This is a genomic window from Butyricimonas sp., assembly GCF_019423355.1.
Classification (GTDB): domain Bacteria; phylum Bacteroidota; class Bacteroidia; order Bacteroidales; family Marinifilaceae; genus Butyricimonas; species Butyricimonas faecihominis.
Map to the genome: position 1 here is coordinate 202,991 of NZ_JAHZBP010000001.1, position 18,506 is coordinate 221,496.

16 protein-coding genes are annotated in these 18,506 nt (G+C 41.9%); 13 read left to right on the forward strand and 3 right to left on the reverse strand.

Annotation, left to right across the window (positions count from 1 at the left end):
- Nucleotides 1–11 precede the first annotated feature (11 nt).
- From QVC79_RS00885 to QVC79_RS00935, 11 genes are all read left to right on the forward strand, one after another.
- Nucleotides 12–1,943 (forward strand): RagB/SusD family nutrient uptake outer membrane protein, encoded by a 1,932-nt coding sequence (locus QVC79_RS00885; RefSeq protein WP_270595605.1) that lies wholly within the window; start codon nt 12–14, stop codon nt 1,941–1,943.
- 56 nt (nt 1,944–1,999) lie between these two features.
- Nucleotides 2,000–3,328 (forward strand): DUF4959 domain-containing protein, encoded by a 1,329-nt coding sequence (locus QVC79_RS00890; RefSeq protein ID WP_270595604.1) that lies wholly within the window; start codon nt 2,000–2,002, stop codon nt 3,326–3,328.
- Nucleotides 3,329–3,342: 14 nt separating this feature from the next.
- On the forward strand, nt 3,343–4,866 hold the full coding sequence (locus QVC79_RS00895; protein ID WP_270595603.1) for a DUF4998 domain-containing protein: 1,524 nt from the start codon (nt 3,343–3,345) through the stop codon (nt 4,864–4,866).
- 16 nt (nt 4,867–4,882) lie between these two features.
- Nucleotides 4,883–5,974, forward strand: a complete 1,092-nt coding sequence (locus tag QVC79_RS00900; protein ID WP_270595601.1) for a redoxin family protein — start codon at nt 4,883–4,885, stop codon at nt 5,972–5,974.
- A gap of 22 nt (nt 5,975–5,996) precedes the next feature.
- The gene (locus QVC79_RS00905; RefSeq protein WP_124317162.1) at nt 5,997–6,491 is read left to right on the forward strand and encodes a hypothetical protein; all 495 of its coding nucleotides are present in this window, start codon (nt 5,997–5,999) and stop codon (nt 6,489–6,491) included.
- 50 nt (nt 6,492–6,541) lie between these two features.
- Nucleotides 6,542–7,297, forward strand: coding sequence for a hypothetical protein (locus QVC79_RS00910; protein WP_287642419.1), 756 nt, complete (start codon nt 6,542–6,544; stop codon nt 7,295–7,297).
- Between the two features lie 16 nt (nt 7,298–7,313).
- Nucleotides 7,314–8,009 carry a hypothetical protein gene (locus tag QVC79_RS00915; RefSeq protein WP_287642420.1) on the forward strand — a complete coding sequence of 232 codons (696 nt, stop codon included), beginning with the start codon at nt 7,314–7,316 and terminating at the stop codon, nt 8,007–8,009.
- 248 nt (nt 8,010–8,257) lie between these two features.
- Entirely contained in the window at nt 8,258–8,953 is a 696-nt protein-coding gene (locus QVC79_RS00920; RefSeq protein ID WP_287642421.1) for a hypothetical protein, read from the forward strand.
- A 245-nt stretch (nt 8,954–9,198) separates the two neighbouring features.
- Complete coding sequence (locus tag QVC79_RS00925) at nt 9,199–9,657, forward strand: hypothetical protein (RefSeq protein WP_287642422.1); 459 nt, start codon at nt 9,199–9,201, stop codon at nt 9,655–9,657.
- Between the two features lie 75 nt (nt 9,658–9,732).
- Nucleotides 9,733–10,935 carry a retropepsin-like aspartic protease gene (locus QVC79_RS00930; protein WP_287642423.1) on the forward strand — a complete coding sequence of 401 codons (1,203 nt, stop codon included), beginning with the start codon at nt 9,733–9,735 and terminating at the stop codon, nt 10,933–10,935.
- A 131-nt stretch (nt 10,936–11,066) separates the two neighbouring features.
- Nucleotides 11,067–11,510 (forward strand): hypothetical protein, encoded by a 444-nt coding sequence (locus tag QVC79_RS00935; protein WP_270595161.1) that lies wholly within the window; start codon nt 11,067–11,069, stop codon nt 11,508–11,510.
- Nucleotides 11,511–11,563: 53 nt separating this feature from the next.
- Here the strand turns inward: QVC79_RS00935 and QVC79_RS00940 are convergent, their stop codons facing one another.
- The 3 genes from QVC79_RS00940 to QVC79_RS00950 form a co-directional block, all read right to left on the reverse strand.
- Nucleotides 11,564–11,890 (reverse strand): hypothetical protein, encoded by a 327-nt coding sequence (locus tag QVC79_RS00940; protein ID WP_270595162.1) that lies wholly within the window; start codon nt 11,888–11,890, stop codon nt 11,564–11,566.
- Nucleotides 11,891–11,970: 80 nt separating this feature from the next.
- The gene (locus tag QVC79_RS00945) at nt 11,971–13,095 is read right to left on the reverse strand and encodes a Fic family protein (RefSeq protein WP_270595163.1); all 1,125 of its coding nucleotides are present in this window, start codon (nt 13,093–13,095) and stop codon (nt 11,971–11,973) included.
- Between the two features lie 153 nt (nt 13,096–13,248).
- Nucleotides 13,249–13,776: an RNA polymerase sigma factor gene (locus tag QVC79_RS00950; protein WP_270595164.1), complete on the reverse strand. Its 528-nt coding sequence runs from the start codon at nt 13,774–13,776 to the stop codon at nt 13,249–13,251.
- Nucleotides 13,777–13,885: 109 nt separating this feature from the next.
- On the opposite strand from QVC79_RS00950, the gene QVC79_RS00955 reads away from it, so the two are divergent.
- Together QVC79_RS00955 and QVC79_RS00960 are read left to right on the forward strand one after the other, a co-directional pair.
- Nucleotides 13,886–14,914 carry a FecR family protein gene (locus QVC79_RS00955; protein WP_270595165.1) on the forward strand — a complete coding sequence of 343 codons (1,029 nt, stop codon included), beginning with the start codon at nt 13,886–13,888 and terminating at the stop codon, nt 14,912–14,914.
- 142 nt (nt 14,915–15,056) lie between these two features.
- Nucleotides 15,057–18,506, forward strand: a complete 3,450-nt coding sequence (locus QVC79_RS00960) for a SusC/RagA family TonB-linked outer membrane protein (protein ID WP_270595166.1) — start codon at nt 15,057–15,059, stop codon at nt 18,504–18,506.

Consider the following 18,506-nt stretch of genomic DNA (forward strand, 5'->3'; position numbering starts at 1 on the left):
GTATCATGATTATGAGAAAATATTTTATATCTGTTATTGCGATTGTTGCATTGGCTTTTACGGCTTGTGACGATTATCTGGATCAGGTGCCGGAAAAGGACGTGGAGACGTTTGAATCCATTTTCGAACGTAGGGCGAGTGCTGATATATGGTTGACTCAGGCTACAGAGTTTATGGCTGGATCTTTTTTCACCGGGTTTGGTAGTAATGCAGGAGTTGTCGGGGCGGATGAATTCGTTACAGGGAATTATTTTCGAGATAACAATATCGCTAAATTATTTAATATTGCAGATGGCCTGCAAATGAGTCAGGATCCGTTAGGAAACATTTGGACAACAACTTATTATTCGATCCGGATGTTGAATACGTTTATTTCCAATATTGATAATGTGTACGATTTGACAGCTGCCGAGAAGAGAAATTGGAAAGCAGAGGCGATAGCCGTAAAAGCTTTTTATTATTTTGAATTGGTGAGACGTTATGGCCCCATTGTATTAGTGCCGAAGAATATTGACGTGAATGCTGATTTGGCAGAAATGCAAATCCCTCGCTCGCACGTGGATACTTGTTTTAATGAAATCGTTCGTTTATTGGATGAGGCGATTCCGGATTTGTTATATGGTAAAGAAAGATTGATTTCTCATAAACTTTTCTTGAGTAAGGAAGGTGCGATGGCATTGAAAGCTCGTGTATTACTTTATCAAGCATCACCTCTTTTTAATGGGAATGAGTATTACGTGAATTTTAAGGGGAAAAAGGGAGAACCGTTGTTTAGTGCTGAATATGATCCTGAAAAATGGAAACGGGCGGCCGAGGCTGCAGACGCTGCGGTGGAGATGTGTGAGCAACAGGGATATAAGTTAAAGACGGGAGAAGGAAATAAGGCAACCAAGTTGTTGAATCAGATGCGAGATATTGAAATGTCTATCTGGGAACCGAATTACGAGGGCGAGGAAGCTGTTTTCCTAACCGGAAATGCTTCGGTAATGAATTCGTATATCATGTTCACATTACCTCTTTTCCCCGAAGGTCATTCGGATCGGGATGCGTTATTGACCGGATGTGTGGCTCCGAGTATGAAGATGGTTGAGATGTTTTATACCAAAAATGGTCTTCCCTTGAACATGGATAAGGAATGGGATTATGCCAATCGTTACAAATTGGGACGGGAAGTGAACAATGATTACCAGAATGTTGTGGCATTAAATGAGGATGTTTTGAATCTACATCTGAAACGGGAGCCTCGTTTCTATGCCAACGTGGCTGCCGATCGGTGCTATTGGCAACGCGGACCTGCCGCGAACAAGAATATGCTTGTACAAGCTTATCGGGGAGAGGCATTCGGAATTCACGAGTCTTTTTTGTTGTATTCTCAACCGCAAAATTTGTGCGGTTATTACGTGAAGAAATTCTCTCGTTCGGAGGTACAGACTTATCAATATACGAGTAATACCGGTAGTTTGGGCGATTGTCGGTGGCCGATGATCCGTTTGGCAGAACTTTATCTGATTCAGGCTGAGGCGTGGAATGAGTATTTGAGCAAACCGGATGATAAGGTGTATGAACCTTTAAACAAAGTGCGTAGGCGTGCCGGTATTCCCGACGTGGAAATTGCTTGGAAGGAACATTCCTCTCAACCACATAAGATCGAGACAAAAGAAGGAATGAGAGAGATTATTCAACAGGAAAATTTTGTAGAATTTGCTTTTGAGGGCCATCGGTTCTGGGATTTGCGGCGTTGGAAATTGGCTCATCTGGAATTGAATGACAAACTTTTGGGATGGAATGTTTTGGGGGAGAATGCCCGTACGTTCTATAATAACTTCGAAGGTCCGGTGGTTGTATGGGATAAGGCGAAGTTCGTGGCTCCGCGGGATTATCTTTTCCCGATAAAGGCGGAAGAAGCTATGATTGCCGGATACGTGCAGAATCCCGGATGGTAAATGAATTTTAGATTTACGATTTTGATTGTAGATTTTAATCTTTTAAAAATAGAATGATGAAAAATACAATTTTGATATTATTACTGATATTCGGATTGTTTGCCTGTGAGGACAACGATTCCTATTTTGACGCTTCGATTCCCCAGGAAAATGTTTCGTTCGAGGCCATTCCGGGAGGGGCTATCATGCGTTACACCTTACCTGAAAATACAGATATTTTTGCCGTTAGAGCAGAGTATGAAGATTATAAGGGAAAGAAAATGATCAAGATCGCCTCGTATGCTTATGATTCTCTCGTACTTGACGGGTTTAACGAGGCTCGAAATAACGTGCCGGTACGGGTGTCATTGTTGAATCAGAGTAACGAGGCATCGAAAGCGATGGAGTTTACTTTCAACACGCAGGATTCCGGTCCGGTGGCTTTCTTTAACAATATAGAAGTGCTGCCTTATTGGGATGGATTCCAGGTGAAATATAAAGTTCCCGGTGCGGCTACCGGACTTTGTAACGTGTTTTTTATCGGGACAAATCCGATGACAAAGGAATTAGATACCCTTTTACTGGAGACTTTTGCCATTGAGGCCGGGGAGAATGTGAAATATTATTCTTTGGCTCAAAAAAGAGACATGAATACGGTTGTCGTGAAGACGGAAGATTTCAGGGGAAATGTGGCCATGCAGAAAATATACGAGGGAATTGCCTCGTATAACGTGGAAAAATTGGATCCATCGAATTTCGAATGGTTAGACCCGTTCTCTTTGTCCGTGGAGAACGATAACCAAGGATTTATGGTTGGTTGGAAGTATCTTTTTGATGGCGATGTAAAAGGGTCCCGGAAATTGGCTTTTCAAGAATCTTGGGGTAACACGCTGTCTCCGGCGAATATGTATTCTTTTGTAACCCTCCCCTATGCGGTGAATAAGCCGGATGCCCCGAAATATTTTATTTTGGATATTAAGGAACCCAAGCAAGTGTCCAGTATTAGAATGTACGGGATGTTAAATCTGAATACTATGACAAAACCGTCTGTTTTCGTAACCTGTTATGGAACGATGTTGCCTAATGATGTCACGATATATGCCTCTAATGATAAAGATGATAACAATTCTTGGGTCAAAGTGGGTAATTTCTATCAGTCGCTGACAGCGGCGGTTCCATGGATACAACGTGCTGGTGATGTTGACAATTCCACGAAAATAAAGACAACCAGTGAACTGGAAGCCGTTGAACCATGTTACCTTACGGTTAATTTTTCTGTTGATAATCCTCCCTACAGGTATTTCAAAGTTGAATTTAACAGTGTTTTCAAGAAAATACCGAATCAATATTATGAGAATACCACGGAACGGGTGACTTTGCATGAGGTTGAAGTATACGGGAAATAATAAATAGATGAATTATGAAGAGAATATATATAATCATTGTTTTGACGGCAATCTTTGCCGGAATCTTTGCCGGGTGTGAAGACCAAGAAGATACGTGGGAGGAGTATGCGGGTAATGGTCGGATTCGTTACACGGGAAAATGTACGGATGTTTCGTTGAAATTGGGATGGGAGAGTGTTGTTGTTTCTTGGAAAAATACGTTGGACCCGAATCGGGAAAATATTTTGATAGAGTGGGTTGGTGGAGAGCAGACCGGAGACTCGCTTTTGACGAAAGATATGGAAAGTTGTACAATTAAAAATTTGGGTAACGTGACATACACGTTTCGTGTGTATGCCGTGGATAAAGAAGGAAGGCGTTCTTTGGGGGCCGAGGCTTATGGGCGACCGTTTTCCATGGCGCATGAAGCGTTGAACGGGTTTACCCCGGTTGTGACGAAATGCTTTCCGTTGGGAGAGGATAAACTGGTTCTCTATTTTGACCGCTGGCAAAATACCTTAGCGGCAGCAAGCCTTCGGTATTATAAGAAATCAAATCCGAACGAGCTTGTTACCTTGGAATTGACGGATACGGACAGTATTCTGAAACAAAGGTATTACGTGGTGGATAACATTGATGTAAACAAGGAGGTAGCGGTGGAGCGGAAAGGGCAGTTGCAAGAACTTCCCGGAGTGGATATTGTTTTTAATTCCCTGCCGTTAGATGTACATCAGCGGGTGTTTAATAGTGATTTTGTTCGGGAGATTCAAACTCATTATTTCATTGACGAATTGGATGAAAACTTTATTAACACGGTAGAGGTGTTGGAGTTTGATTATGACTTGTCCACATTGGAAGACTTGTTTTATTTCCCGAACTTGAAAAAAGTGGTGTTGGGTAAGAACCGGTATTTATACGAGGCCTATAAGGATGCTGTTAAGCAGAGCGTGTTGGCGGATACGGCAGCCAGTCGGTTTGCCTTGGAAGCGCTTCATGAATTGCAAGGAGTGGAAGTGGAGAGATATAACAAGCATTATTTCCCGAATCCATTGTCTGTGTTGAAAGAACAAGGACATTCGGAAGTGCCTGCCACCTTGCACTATTTTACGGCTGCGGGAATAACGGTTTTACCTTCCGATCAGACTGGGTATAATGCTCATCCTGAATTTTTATTGGATAATAATCAGGCGACGATATGGAATCCTCAGCAGATAAATTCTTTCCGGCAGCATGAATTGCTTATCGATTTGGGGAAGGTGGAGACCGTTTCCGGATTTAAAGTGGCGCAGGATGCGACGAGCCCGATCAGTAGTCCATGGGACACGAAACATAATTTCCGTCCGAACCTTCTGAAAGTGTTAGTGTCAAAAGATCAAGCATCTTGGGAAGGGGCTACTTTTGATGAAGATAACGAGATTGGGAATACGGCGGGGGAGATCACGTTACTTCGTATGAAACAGCCTAAAGAAATCAGGTATGTCAAAATAACCGTGAGCGATCAGGCTTATTATGCGAATTTTGGCATAATCTTGGCTGATTTTGTCGCCTTTAGTGAATAATGATAATAGGATAATTATGAAAAGAATTATGTTATTTATAGCTTGCATGGCCCTTTTGGGGCTATGCAATGCTCAAAAAGGTTACCACATTACGGGTAATTTGGGGCAATTGCAACAAGATACTTTTTATTTGGTCGTTCCCAATCTGAACGGGACAGTAAATGTGTTGGGAGTATCGATACTAAAGGAAGGGAATCTTGAATTTAAAGGACAGGTTCCGGAACCCGTGATGGCAACGATCATGACATCCGATCGTCAGGGGATGATCCCGTTAATGCTGGAGAATACAGATTATTCAATACAGATTGGTGCGGAATCTATTGAGGTGGAAGGTGGAACGGAACAAGCTGTTTTTAATCAATTCAATGCGCTGCAAAGAGAGGCCAAAAAGCAACAGCAAAAGTTGCAATCTGACATGAAGACAGCCTACGAGGATGCGAACCAGATGCGGGTTCAGGCTCTTTCCGGGCAAGCACAGAAGTTCATGCAGGATATGCAAAAACGGCAAACAGAGATCGTGAAAGAAAACGCGAATACCAGCACCGCCGCGTATATCGTGTTGACTTGTGGGTTGCAGGCCCCTGTTGAACAGTTGCAGGAATTGTATAACTTATTGGGTGAACAAGCCAAGAGTTCTGTCTATGGGAGAATTATTGCCGCCCAATTGTCGGAACTCGGACGAGTGGCAGTTGATAAAGTGGCTCCGGATTTTACGGTGAATAGTCCTGAAGGGAAGCCGATTTCGTTGCACGGAATTAAAGCCAAGGCGAAGTTAGTGGATTTCTGGGCATCTTGGTGTGGTCCCTGTCGGGCAGAAAATCCTAACGTGATCCGGTTGTACAAGAAGTATCATGATAAAGGCTTGGAAGTATTGGGGGTATCTTTGGATGATAACAAATCTAAATGGGTACAGGCGATTATGGAGGATGGGTTGCCTTGGTTGAACGGTTCCGACCTGAAAGGACAGGCTTCGGAGATTGCCCGGATATATGGTGTACGGAGTATACCTTTTACGTTACTATTGGACGAGAACAATCGGATTGTAGCTAAGAATCTTCGCGGGAAAGAATTGGCAAAAAAGATAGAGGAACTACTGAAATCTAAATAATTGAAAATGTAAATTTCTAGTTATGAAAAGAATTATAATACTGTTAGGTATCTATTTTTGTATTTCTGGCGTGTATGCGCAAAAGTTTGAGGCAACCCCTCTTGATGAACAAGGAGACGTGTACGAGATAAAAATCAGGCAGTTTAACAAGTTGTTCGGTAAGTGGTTTACCGTAGAGCGGGTTGCAGAACCGACAGATGGAGATGTGGCACAACGATCGGAATGGAGGGATTCGTGTGCGGCAAAATTGTTAACCCCGGAGTTGAAAGAAATTTTAAAGGAGGCGGCAGATAAGGGGGGAGGTAGTTTTTGGATAGCTTTTTATTGCGATTCGGACGGTAAAATCCAGACGGTAACATTCACGATGTCATCATCCGTGTACGTGAATTTACCTAACAAAATGCTACAAGAGCTTTATCGGCGGGCAATGGAGATTATGATGAATCCGAATTACTATAAATTTGACGGGGAACACGATTATGCGATCGATACAATAGAATTGATGCAACGAGTGTAAAAAATTTATGGTTACGAAAGAGTGTTTGAAAAGGATTTATATGGATTCTATTGTCAGCCGTCTTCTTGGTGGGATGTTACGATGACGGAAATTATATAACAGAAGAAGAAACGATTGAAAATGAGAGTCCTTTCTATTACGAATCGGAGGAAGTCTCGTTGAGTATGGTCTTGTCATTATTTGATATAATAAATAGTGATCCGGGCATACCGAAGGAGGATCTCGTGCGTATGTGTGAGAGTATTTGTAATGTAGTTAATATCGAATTTCCCCGGTTAAGAGATGTTATTCGCGCACTTGTGAATTTGAAAAACACAAGGATGAGGATAATTTTAGCTAAAACAGGGGAAATAAAAGAAGGATATGCAGATTGGAATGACGGGGTGATCAGGATAAAAGAAAAGCGAGTTTTAGGTGATCCTTCTATAATTATTCATGAAATGATACATCAGTTGCAATTCGGTTTATGTGGCGGTTCGGCTTATATGCGACCGGATTTTAAACGTAATATTGAATTTGAAGCATACCTTATAATGGATATAAGTATGGCTGAAGCTTGGCTAAAACAGGGGGCGATCCCTGATGCGAGTAAATTACATTTCCTGTATGGAGTGAAGGATACGGTTCTCGTTATGGATTATATCAATTTTTTATGTAGGGTCTATGAACGGGCGATTAGTAAGGAAGAGTTTGTATCAGAATTTAATCGTTTTGCAGAGAAATTTAAGGCTTACACGGGGACTGAATATTCTCCTAATGGTACCCCGTCTTTAATTTTTAGCTTGTGGCCGTTTGTATGGTATTAATTAGATAAAAAGAGATATGAGGAAAATATTTTTTTTGGTGATTGTTTTGTTTGCAATGCAGCACCTTTCAGCCCAGAAATTTGTTTTGATGAAAGATACAGCGTGGATTGAAAGCAAAGATAGTTGTGTCTATCGAGTGGAAGGGTATGACCAATTGATCTCGAAAGAGAAATTCAGACATTATATTGTGATACGTTCGCAATCTTTGGAAAGTGCGTGGTTGGACTGGTTGAGTTGGTCGGTGCTTCCTCGAGAAATTCGTCCGTTTATTAAAAAGTGTGAGCCCGGTCTAGCGCGTCCCATGTTTGGGCCTCGTCGGCTTTTTAATACTTATCGAGGTTTGATGTTAGAGTTTGTTCTTGATGGGCATGGAAATATTATAACCGTATTTTTTTATGTCAGTAAAGAAATACGTGATAAGATAACGGAAAAGCATTTGAAAAAGATGTATAATGCTATAATGAAACACAAAATGCCCTTGCCAGTAGTGGAGGAAATCTTGGCTTCAAACAAGGAATTTTATAAATGGGATGATCTGTCACCGGATTCGACTCGCATCCGGTGTATGGTAGATATGGGCAGCGAGATAGAATTTTTAGAAGAATTGAAAAATTTCGAGTGGCAGGAGTTGAGAGAGATACGGGAAGAACGTGAGAAGAAGTGGAAGGAGTGGGAAGAGAAGGAGTGGAAAGAGGGAAGGTTTAGGCTATAATTGATGAACAGGTGTTGAGAGTGTGTTCCTGTATGGAGTGGATGATACGGTTCTCGTTATGGATTATATCAATTTTTTATGTAGGGTCTATGAACGGGCGATTAGTAAGGAAGAGTTTGTATCAGAATTTAATCGTTTTGCAGAGAAATTTAAGGCTTACACGGGGACTGAATATTCTCCTAATGGTACCCCGTCTTTAATTTTTAGCTTGTGGCCGTTTGTATGGTATTAATTAGATAAAAAGAGATATGAGGAAAATATTTTTTTTGGTGATTGTTTTGTTTGCAATGCAGCACCTTTCAGCCCAGAAATTTGTTTTGATGAAAGATACAGCGTGGATTGAAAGCAAAGATAGTTGTGTCTATCGAGTGGAAGGGTATGACCAATTGATCTCGAAAGAGAAATTCAGACATTATATTGTGATACGTTCGCAATCTTTGGAAAGTGCGTGGTTGGACTGGTTGAGTTGGTCGGTGCTTCCTCGAGAAATTCGTCCGTTTATTAAAAAGTGTGAGCCCGGTCTAGCGCGTCCCATGTTTGGGCCTCGTCGGCTTTTTAATACTTATCGAGGTTTGATGTTAGAGTTTGTTCTTGATGGGCATGGAAATATTATAACCGTATTTTTTTATGTCAGTAAAGAAATACGTGATAAGATAACGGAAAAGCATTTGAAAAAGATGTATAATGCTATAATGAAACACAAAATGCCCTTGCCAGTAGTGGAGGAAATCTTGGCTTCAAACAAGGAATTTTATAAATGGGATGATCTGTCACCGGATTCGACTCGCATCCGGTGTATGGTAGATATGGGCAGCGAGATAGAATTTTTAGAAGAATTGAAAAATTTCGAGTGGCAGGAGTTGAGAGAGATACGGGAAGAACGTGAGAAGAAGTGGAAGGAGTGGAAAGAGAAGGAGTGGAAAGAGGGAAGGTTTAGGCTATAATTGATGAACAGGTGCTGAGAGTGTGTTTGTTATTAGTTTTCTTTCAATTATCTTCCTAGAGGATTTTTATGTTTTCTTCGAAATGGAAGGGTGAGGGTGGGCAATCTAATGCGAGTTTTATTCCTTGGATAATTGAGATGTATTACTATTAATATATAATATTGAAAATTATGAAGTTAATTATAAGTTTGTTCGCTTTATTATGTTTCTCTATTTGTTTGAATGCACAGGAAGTAGATCGAGAGGTGAAAATAGAGAAGGTCTTGACTAAACATTGGGGAGATAGTACATTTATGTATTATGTCGGGGGAAAATTCTTGCAATATGGCTTTGAAAAATTAGCACCTTCTGTGAAGGATGATACTCTCCTTAAAGAGAGGGAAAGAGAATTGAATTCTCTCATTTTTAGTTGGAGTAAGGGGAGCGTAAAAGAAGTACAAAAAATTCTCCAAGATAAAGAAGAATTTGGCCTTTTGGTTTTTGAGGTCTATTTTGATAGAGATGGAAAAGCTGTTGGTGGTACTCTTATGATGTCTGAAAACGTGTTTAATATACTAACGAAAAAGGAAGTTATAAAAATCTATCACCGGATGATGAATAGGATATATGAAACTCGTTATTATCGTTTTGAAGAACAAGATAAATTGGGTTCTATGTGGGGATTTCTCATTCGTCCTGCAGATTATTTGGCTCCTGTGAAATAGAAGAAGTAATCATGAGAAAGAAAAAAGTAAAAGATATGAAGTGACAAAAAATGAAAGAAAAATATGGGAAATAAGATGTTAACAAAGAACTTGGTTTGGAGAAGTAAAAAATGTAGCAAATCTGTATTGTTATTTTTAGTCGTGGGTTTATACCCTTTGTTACTTGACGCGGCGCTTGCTACGCAAGATAGTATCGTAACTTCTTCGGTCTTGAATTATAATGATTCTCATGGTGTACCTGTTGTCAACGTGTCCATAAATGGTAGGGGATACTCTTTCCTGTTTGACACGGGGGCGGGAATGACCTGTATTTCGGACAAGGTGGTTAGCGAGGCGGGATTGTTTCTTCGTTCGACGAGTAACTATATCGTGGGGATGGATGGGAATGTGTCTTATGCCACAATTTCTTCGCTTGTCTTCGGCGATGTAAAAGCGGATAGCTTGGAAGCGATCGTGTTACCCGGGAATAATCCGGGGCTTCGTGCAATAGGTGTTGATGGTATCTTGGGAGCTAATGCTTTTTCGGATTTTGTCGTAACATTTGATGCGAAGACGAAAACCATCATGATCGAGAAATCGGTTATCAGAGAGGAAGGAGATTGGATGCCGATGAAACTATGGGATGGCCTTCCCTTGCTGGCACTCAAATTGCGTGGAAAGGAAGAGTTATACGATGTTCCGGGGGTATTTGATAGTGGAAGTAGTATGGGGGCTTTTGGTTTGCCTTCGGTGAAAGGTTTCGAGGAGTGGACAGTTGCCGGGCTTATTGATAGCGTGGAAGAGGGGCAGGGAACTACCACGCTTATGCTTGGGGGACGGGTAGGTATGGATAAATTGTATCGGGGTGAATTGAAAGAATGTCATATCGGGAACGGAGTTTTTTCTGGAATCCCGGTATATACAGGTGGCATTGACTACCTGTTACTTTGTTTTAAAATCACGGATCTCGGTAAATTGACACTGGATTATCCGAACAAACGTTTTAGTTTTACAGCCTACGAGGGTGCTGCCGTTTGGGAAGGGGATCAACGTCCCGTGACCACGGCCGTGATTAACGGGGAACTCAAGATTACGGCGGTGTGGGGTAAGGAAGCCCTTGAAAAGATTGCCCCCGGCTACACGGTGACGGCTCTTGACGGTAAACCGACCAATAAAGTACCCCCCGGGATACCCAATATTGACGTGTTTATCGGGATGGTTAAGGCCAAGACGGTTACGGTTCGGGATATGGATGGGAATGAACAGACCCTGCCTGCAACCTTATTTTTGGCGGAATGAGAAAAATTTATATATGATTTTTTGAAATTGATGCGACCATTTTCCTCTAATTCCGTATTACATTTGTAGTATAAATCGGAATTAACAGGAAGATTAGATGATTTAGTGATTGATTTTTTAATGTAAATACAATGAAACGAGTAAATTTATTCATTCTTTTAGTTGCTGGAACATTATTATTCTTTGGTTGTAAGGATAAGACAAAAAACGAGGCTTCTGGGAATGCGGAAACAAAATCTACGGTCACGGCCGGGTTGAGGTCGGCTAATACCGATACGTTGAGAGCGACGGGTATAGATTCATTACGTCATCCCTGTCGGGGATGTCTGGATACGATTACCGAAATCCCGTATGATATTCCGGCACAGCGATTCGATGAAACGGCACAGGCTTTGGCTCATGCCACGGGATGTTTTATCGAGACGGATTTGGCAAAGACGGGTAGCGTGAGAGTAAATGCCGTGAAAGGTAAAATGAGTATCCGGGATGCGATTCGCGTAGCAATTAAAGGTACGAAACTGCAAATCACCGAAGAAAAACCGGATCGTCTGAAAGTAGAGATTGTTGAAGAATAGGCGTTGCAAAAATCATCAGCTCCTTGTTGGGGTTCTCCGGGGAGCTGATGAAGTCAATCAAAATTGTCTTTTACCATTTGTTCTCCGAATAGCCGGACTCGTACTTCCCGGATACGGTGGTCATATTGTTCGTGGGGGAGTCCTCCTTTTATAGCCATCTGCTTCATGGCTGAGTATTGCTTTATTTCTATTTCACCTAAGCGATAATCCTGTAAGCTATATCCTTCGTTTGTAGCTCTTTGGACAAACATTTCATGGGCTCTTTCGAGACAGGCGATAGCCTCGGTACATTGTTGCTTGATGGGGAAACCATCTTTTTCCAAGGTTTCGATCTCTACCAATAGATCGTGCATCCGTTGTTTGTTTTCTTCTTCTGTCATGATTTGGTGTTTTGGACGATCTTTAATATGTCTCAGGGAACGATGTGAGGTCAAATTCTAAGTCTTGTATTTTACAAGGATTATGTATTGAATATATCAACATATTTTTTTAATATATAAATTCGTCCTCGTTTTCCTCCTGTTACTTCAGATAAAATGCCAATTTCTTCTAAACTGCGAATCAGTTTATAAGCAGATGCAATACTAATTTCCGCAATTTTTGCAATCCAATTAGCACTAGCAACGGGCCTTTTATACAATTCTGTTAATACTTTTAATGCATTTGCAGAACGACTACCTAATGATTTGATTTTTTCCTCGTTCTCTTTTTGTAAGCATAAAATGTTCTCGAAAGTCTTCACTCCATTTTCTGCAGTTTCAATAATCCCTATCAAAAAGAATCGGAACCAACCAATAATATCATTTTCTACCCTTGCTCGTGTTAAATTTGTATAGTAAGAATTTCTATGTTTTTCTAGATAATCAGATAAATACAAAATCGGACGTTTAAGAATACCTTTACTTACTAGATAAAGAGTAATCATCAATCGTCCTGTTCTCCCATTTCCATCTAAAAATGGGTGAATTGTTTCAAATTGATAATGGATCAGTGCAATTTTTAATAATTCAGGGAACAATTTGTCGCTATGTACAAACTCGTCAATATCGTTCATTAAATCGGGGATCGAGGTGTGTACGGGTGGAATAAATATGGCATCATTGATTGATGAACCTCCTATCCAGTTTTGACTTTTTCTAAATTCTCCGGGTTGTTTGTGTTCTCCACGTACTCCGGCAAGTAACACTTTGTGGACATTCCGTATTAATCGGGAAGAAAAAGGAAGTTTTTCTAACATTTTAATAGCCTCGTTCATGGCATTGATATAATTATGAACTTCCATCCAGTCATCTCTTTTATCCAAGGGGACATCTTCTTTTGCTAAAAGAGCCTCTTCTATATTTGTTTGTGTCCCTTCTATCTTAGACGATTGTGTTGCTTCTTTCATCACGTGCATGCTAATAAATAAATCAATATTAGGAACGTGTTCTGAGTACATATCTAATCGTCCAAGCATCCTATCAGCCTTACTTAAAAGGGTGATAATTTCCATGTCATCTAATATCCATACTTTATTGATAAAATTGGGTTGAAAACTTTTATAATAACCTTGATTGATATGAGTACCAGATTGAAAATTTTTCATCACATCTTTATTTTAATTTTTCATACAAATATAGAATAAAGAATCTCTTATTTTAGTTCTTAGCTAAAAAATAAAATAAGAGAATGCGTTATTTTAAAAGTTATCTCAAAACTAAATTAAGCCAATCATTAGATTATGACTATTCCTTGTTTATTACTTCACCATATGTTTCCGTAAAATAAGAATCGCCTCCCGGCGTTTGTTGTAGACGGTTTGGAGGGCGAGGCCCAGTTGTGTGGCGATTTCTTCGGGTTTCCAGCCTTCGAGGTACATGCGGATAACCGTGGCGTAGTCGTCGGGTAGGAATTTTAGTGATTCGTACAAGGAATGGAATAGTTCCACTTGCTCGATGTCTTCCGAAAATTCGTTTTCGACTTTGCTCTCCAGTTCGAAACGTTGCTGGTATCCCAGATGCTTAATTTTATTCTTGTAGGCATTCTTCAACGCGATAAAGCAAAATGTTTTGATGTAAGGGATCGACGAGAATTGGACGGATTCCCGGAGCCATATATCGGTGAAAATATCTTGGATAACGTCTTCTGCCGGAAGATTCAACGGGTTGAAAATGTGGGTTGCGTATAGGTATAATTCTCTATATATCATTCGATAAACGATACTAAAGGCTTTCGGGTTTCGCCGATTAAAAGATTCCAAAAGGATTATATCGTCCTGTTTTGACATACATCCAATATAGGTTTATTTGTGCAAATGTAAATCTTTTTTGAAAAAAAACACTTTTCTACGGTAGTTTTTCCTGTTTCAGTTTATATATGTGTAAAAAGATGTAGATATGAAGACAGAAAAAGATATAGAAGAAATGCTGGATAACGTGAAAATCCCTTCGGATGAAGAGGTTGAGGCTGCGGGGGTGCGATTCGATCGGCGGCTGCGTCGTGTGAGAATGCGCCGTCGGATCATTTGGAGCGGGAGTTCCGTGGCGGCGGTGCTGTGTTGTGGGCTCGTGTTTGCCTCGTTGTGGGTACGTGAAAAGGAAGAGGTGCCTGAGGTGACAAAAGTGGTCAGCGTGATCAAGATGGATAACGATTTTGCCGTGCCGACATTGATTCTGGCGGACGGGAATAGTTTGAATCTGAAAGGGAAAAAGATGGATTCCGTTGTTCAGAAATCGAACATTCAGATTGCGAATAACCATATCATGTATGATACGGCAAGGACTGCTCGCGAAATTGCGTACAACACTCTGATCATCCCTGCCGGGTTCACGTATAACGTGACGCTTGCCGACGGGACGGAAGTAACGCTGAATGCCGGGAGTCGTTTGAAATACCCGGAAGAGTTTGTCGGGGATTTGCGGGAGGTGGAATTGTCGGGAGAGGCTTATTTTAACGTGACGAAGTCGGGGCAACCGTTCGAGGTCAATATTGACGGTTCTAAAATCCGGGTTTACGGGACTCGGTTTAACGTGAAGGGACGTTCTCAAAAGACGGTCGAGACCGTGTTGATCGAGGGGAAGATTGGTTTTAAATCTCCCGGTCGTGACGAGATTCAAGTCATCCCCGGAGAACAGGTCGCTTATAACGTGGGGTCCGGTGATATTAAAGTGGAACGTGTGGACGTGCAATATGCCACGGCGTGGCTGAATAACGTGTTCCGCTATCGGGACAAGCCTTTGGATCTCGTGCTGGAAGATATTTCAACTTGGTACGGGGTCGAGTTTGAAGCCCGGACGGAACTGGCCCGGATTGAAATAACCATGAATTTGAGTAAAGAGACTCCGATTGACGAGGTGATTCAATTCCTTGAAGAAATGACGGATTGTAAATTTATAAAAGAAAGGGGGCATTACATCGTGAAGTAAAAAACAACAAGTAAAAAAATTATCCCGCTAGGCAGGATAATTTAGGGTAAAATCGCTATCGTATAAAATTGAGCCTTTATCCATAGCGACCATCAAACAGTAAAGCGAATTTACTATTTAATTAAATAAGTACGACAAATTTATGCAAAAAAATCACATGGGCGGTATCTCTATCGCTAAAAAAATTGTGTTGTATATATTCTTGGTATTTACAACACTAGGAGCTATACCTAGGGACACGTACGGGGCGACATCTTGTGTGTTTCAGGTCATCCAGAAGAAAGTAACCATTTCGATGAAAAATGCCACGCTGGAAACCATTCTTGCCGAAATTAACCGCCAGACGGGTATTGATTACGGTTTTCAAAGTAACGGGGCGGTAGATAAAAACCGACACTTCACGTTGGAAGTAAAAGATGTTACCGTGGACGAGGCCTTGAAGACGTTGTTGAAAGACAGTCCATACGATTATGTTCTCGAAAAGAATCGGGTCGTGATCGTGGTTAAGGAGGCAAAACCGGTACAGTTGGTAGCCGTGACCGGACGGGTCGTGGATGAAAAAGGAAATCCTATTCCCGGGGCCACGGTGCTTATCCAAGGAACAACCCAAGGGGTGGCCACGGATGCCGAGGGACGTTACACGATCAACACCCGACCGGAGGATGCCTTGCGGATTTCCTTCATTGGTTACAAGACAGAGGTAGTGCCGCTTAAAGGGAAAACGAAATTAAACGTTCGTTTGAATCCCACGGCCGAAAATATCGAGGAGGTAACCGTTGTGGCTTTCGGGGAGCAAAAGAAAGAGAGTGTGGTTTCGGCTATTACCACCGTGGATGCGAGAACCTTGAAATCTTCAAGTAGTGACTTGACTTCCCAGTTTGCCGGAAAAATTGCCGGTATCGTGGGATGGCAAACGGGAGGTATTCCCGGGGCGTTAACGGAAGAAGAAATGAATACCAAATTCTACATTCGTGGTATTACTTCTTTCCAAACGGATGCCAATATTGACCCTTTGATCTTGATTGACGGGGTAGAGTCGTCTAAGCTGGATCTTTCCCGTATGACACCGGAAGACATCGAGACTTTCAGTGTGATGAAAGATGCATCGGCAACCGCCATGTACGGAGCCCGCGGGGCAAACGGGGTAATCTTGATTACCACGAAAAAAGGACAGGAAGGTAGTGTTTACACTTCTGTTCGTTACGAGGCAGTATTGAGTATGCCGACAAGGGAGATCGAGGTGGTAGACCCTATCAATTACATGAAAATGTACAATCAAGCGTTATTGGCTCGTAACCCGGATGCCACCCCGCAATATAGTGTGGAACGCATTGAACGTACCGGTTCTCCATCCTATCCTTCTTGGGTGTATCCGGCGAACGACTGGTACAACATCATGTTCCACGATTATTCCATCAATCACCGTGCCGGGTTAAATATGCGGGGAGGTTCTCGATTGGTGCAGTATTATGCTTCTGTTAACTATGTGCGGGATGAGGGTATGTTGAAAACCGACCGTCTGAACCAGTTCAAATGTAATATTGAAAACAATACTTTTTCTTTCCGTACGAACCTGAATATCGACTTGAGTGCCGGGATTCGTTTGAATATAAACACTTCAGCAAATTTGGATAAATACCGTGGCCCTTATGCTGATGTTTCGGAGGCTTATTACTTGGCATTTAATGCCTCTCCGGTAGATTTTGCCCCGACTTACCCTGCCGATGAATCATCTAACTGGCCGCATCTTCGTTTTGGTGCCGTGGATCAACAGACTGTAAATCCTTATTTGATATTGCATCAGGGATACAAGGATCGTCGTCGCTACTCGGCTGTGGCTCGTGCGGAGTATATACATAATCTTTCGACTCTTCTCAAGGGTTTGGAATTACGAGCTTCCGTTTCGATAAATCAAACCGGGTACTATGCGAATGCTTATAAAACACAACCTTATATGTATTCTCTGAAAAACTATGATTTTGAAACTGGAGTACATCAGTTGAATGCTTTGAATAGTACTGAAGCCTCAAGGACATTGGCAAAAGATACTGATCCTCAACATACCAATAGCGCTCAATCCACGCAGATGAGTTACGAGGTACGGGGTTTGCACGTGGCAGCTTGGGGTGAACATCAGACCAGCTTGACAGTTGTGTTGAATGCCCAAGAGACTACCACATCTCAAACCGCATCCGTGTTAGATGGTATCCCGAATCGGAATTTGGGTTTGTCCATGCGCGGGACCTACGGGTTTAGGGACAAATATTTTGCGGAGGCCAGTTTCGGGTATAACGGGTCTGAACGTTTTGCTAAAGATCACCAATTTGGTTTTTTCCCCGCATTAGGTGGTGCTTGGATTGCTTCCAAGGAGAGATTTCTTGCCGATCACACAGCTCATTGGCTTTCTTTCTTGAAATTCCGTTTCTCGTGGGGTAAGGTTGGAAATGATGGTGTAATTAAATCCCCTCGCTTTACTCACCTACCGTTGTTGGATAATGATAGTGGTCTAGATCCTTCTCCTAGTGGAAACTCCTTGACGAGACCTTATGTTGCTTCTTATCCCAATGAAAAACTTACGTGGGAAATCGCTGAACAAAGCAATATTGGTATCGAAACCAAGTTCTTTGGAGGAATCGTGGAGCTTAATGCCGACATTTATCAAGAAGTTCGTCATAATATCTTGGACTATCGCTACACGATGCCGTCTACTACCGGATTGGAAAAACCACAATTAGGTAACGTGGGTAAGGCTCGCTCTCGGGGTATTGATCTTTCAGGTAAAGTACAACATGCCTTTACGCCGGATCTTTGGATGATTTTGAACGGTACGTTCACGTATAGCAAGGCTACTTACAGGAAGATCGAGGAAGCGACGAGTAAACCGGCATGGCAGCGGAGAGAGGGACATGAACTGTCACAACAGATTGGTTACATTGCCGAAGGTCTTTTCCGCGATCAAGCGGAGATCAATAATTCGCCTACCCAAGGAGGTGACATCATGCCGGGGGATATCCGCTACCGTGATATAAACGAGGATGGCGTGATCGATGTGAATGATGCCACGTACATTGGGTTCCCGACTACTCCTCGGGTAATCTACGGGTTTAGTGGATTCTTCAACTTCAAGAACATCGAATTTAGCTTTGCTTTCCAAGGATCTGGGAAACGGGCTTTCTTTATGAGTCCCACGAAAATTAGCCCGTTCGTGGATAACCGGGCCATGTTGAAGGCTATTTATGATGATCACTGGAGTGCCGATAACATGAAGGAACGTCCTTTCTGGCCACGTCTTTCCACGCAATCGATCACCGTGCATAACCCGCAGGAAGCATGGACAGGATCAGAACAAAGAAGGTCAACCTATTTCATGCGAGAATGTAGTTTCCTACGTTGTACCTCTATTGAACTGGCTTATAATCTTCCACAAGAGTTTTTGCGCAGGTTGAAAATGCAAAGCGTGAAATTTTACGCTCGTGTCAACAACCCCTTCTTAATCACGAACTTCAAAATATGGGACGTGGAATTGGGGGACGATGGTTTTAATTATCCGATCCAGCGTACTTGGTCGGTTGGATTGAACCTGAGTTTCTAA

Bases quoted from the DNA above. Each gene is read 5' to 3' on its own strand.
- QVC79_RS00885 (WP_270595605.1), top strand. From the start codon at position 12: ATGAGAAAATATTTTATATCTGTTATTGCGATTGTTGCATTGGCTTTT.
- QVC79_RS00890 (WP_270595604.1), top strand. From the start codon at position 2,000: ATGAAAAATACAATTTTGATATTATTACTGATATTCGGATTGTTTGCC.
- QVC79_RS00895 (WP_270595603.1), top strand. From the start codon at position 3,343: ATGAAGAGAATATATATAATCATTGTTTTGACGGCAATCTTTGCCGGA.
- QVC79_RS00900 (WP_270595601.1), top strand. From the start codon at position 4,883: ATGAAAAGAATTATGTTATTTATAGCTTGCATGGCCCTTTTGGGGCTA.
- QVC79_RS00905 (WP_124317162.1), top strand. From the start codon at position 5,997: ATGAAAAGAATTATAATACTGTTAGGTATCTATTTTTGTATTTCTGGC.
- QVC79_RS00915 (WP_287642420.1), top strand. From the start codon at position 7,314: ATGAGGAAAATATTTTTTTTGGTGATTGTTTTGTTTGCAATGCAGCAC.
- QVC79_RS00920 (WP_287642421.1), top strand. From the start codon at position 8,258: ATGAGGAAAATATTTTTTTTGGTGATTGTTTTGTTTGCAATGCAGCAC.
- QVC79_RS00930 (WP_287642423.1), top strand. From the start codon at position 9,733: ATGTTAACAAAGAACTTGGTTTGGAGAAGTAAAAAATGTAGCAAATCT.
- QVC79_RS00935 (WP_270595161.1), top strand. From the start codon at position 11,067: ATGAAACGAGTAAATTTATTCATTCTTTTAGTTGCTGGAACATTATTA.
- QVC79_RS00940 (WP_270595162.1), bottom strand. From the start codon at position 11,890: ATGACAGAAGAAGAAAACAAACAACGGATGCACGATCTATTGGTAGAG.
- QVC79_RS00945 (WP_270595163.1), bottom strand. From the start codon at position 13,095: ATGAAAAATTTTCAATCTGGTACTCATATCAATCAAGGTTATTATAAA.
- QVC79_RS00950 (WP_270595164.1), bottom strand. From the start codon at position 13,776: ATGTCAAAACAGGACGATATAATCCTTTTGGAATCTTTTAATCGGCGA.
- QVC79_RS00955 (WP_270595165.1), top strand. From the start codon at position 13,886: ATGAAGACAGAAAAAGATATAGAAGAAATGCTGGATAACGTGAAAATC.
- QVC79_RS00960 (WP_270595166.1), top strand. From the start codon at position 15,057: ATGCAAAAAAATCACATGGGCGGTATCTCTATCGCTAAAAAAATTGTG.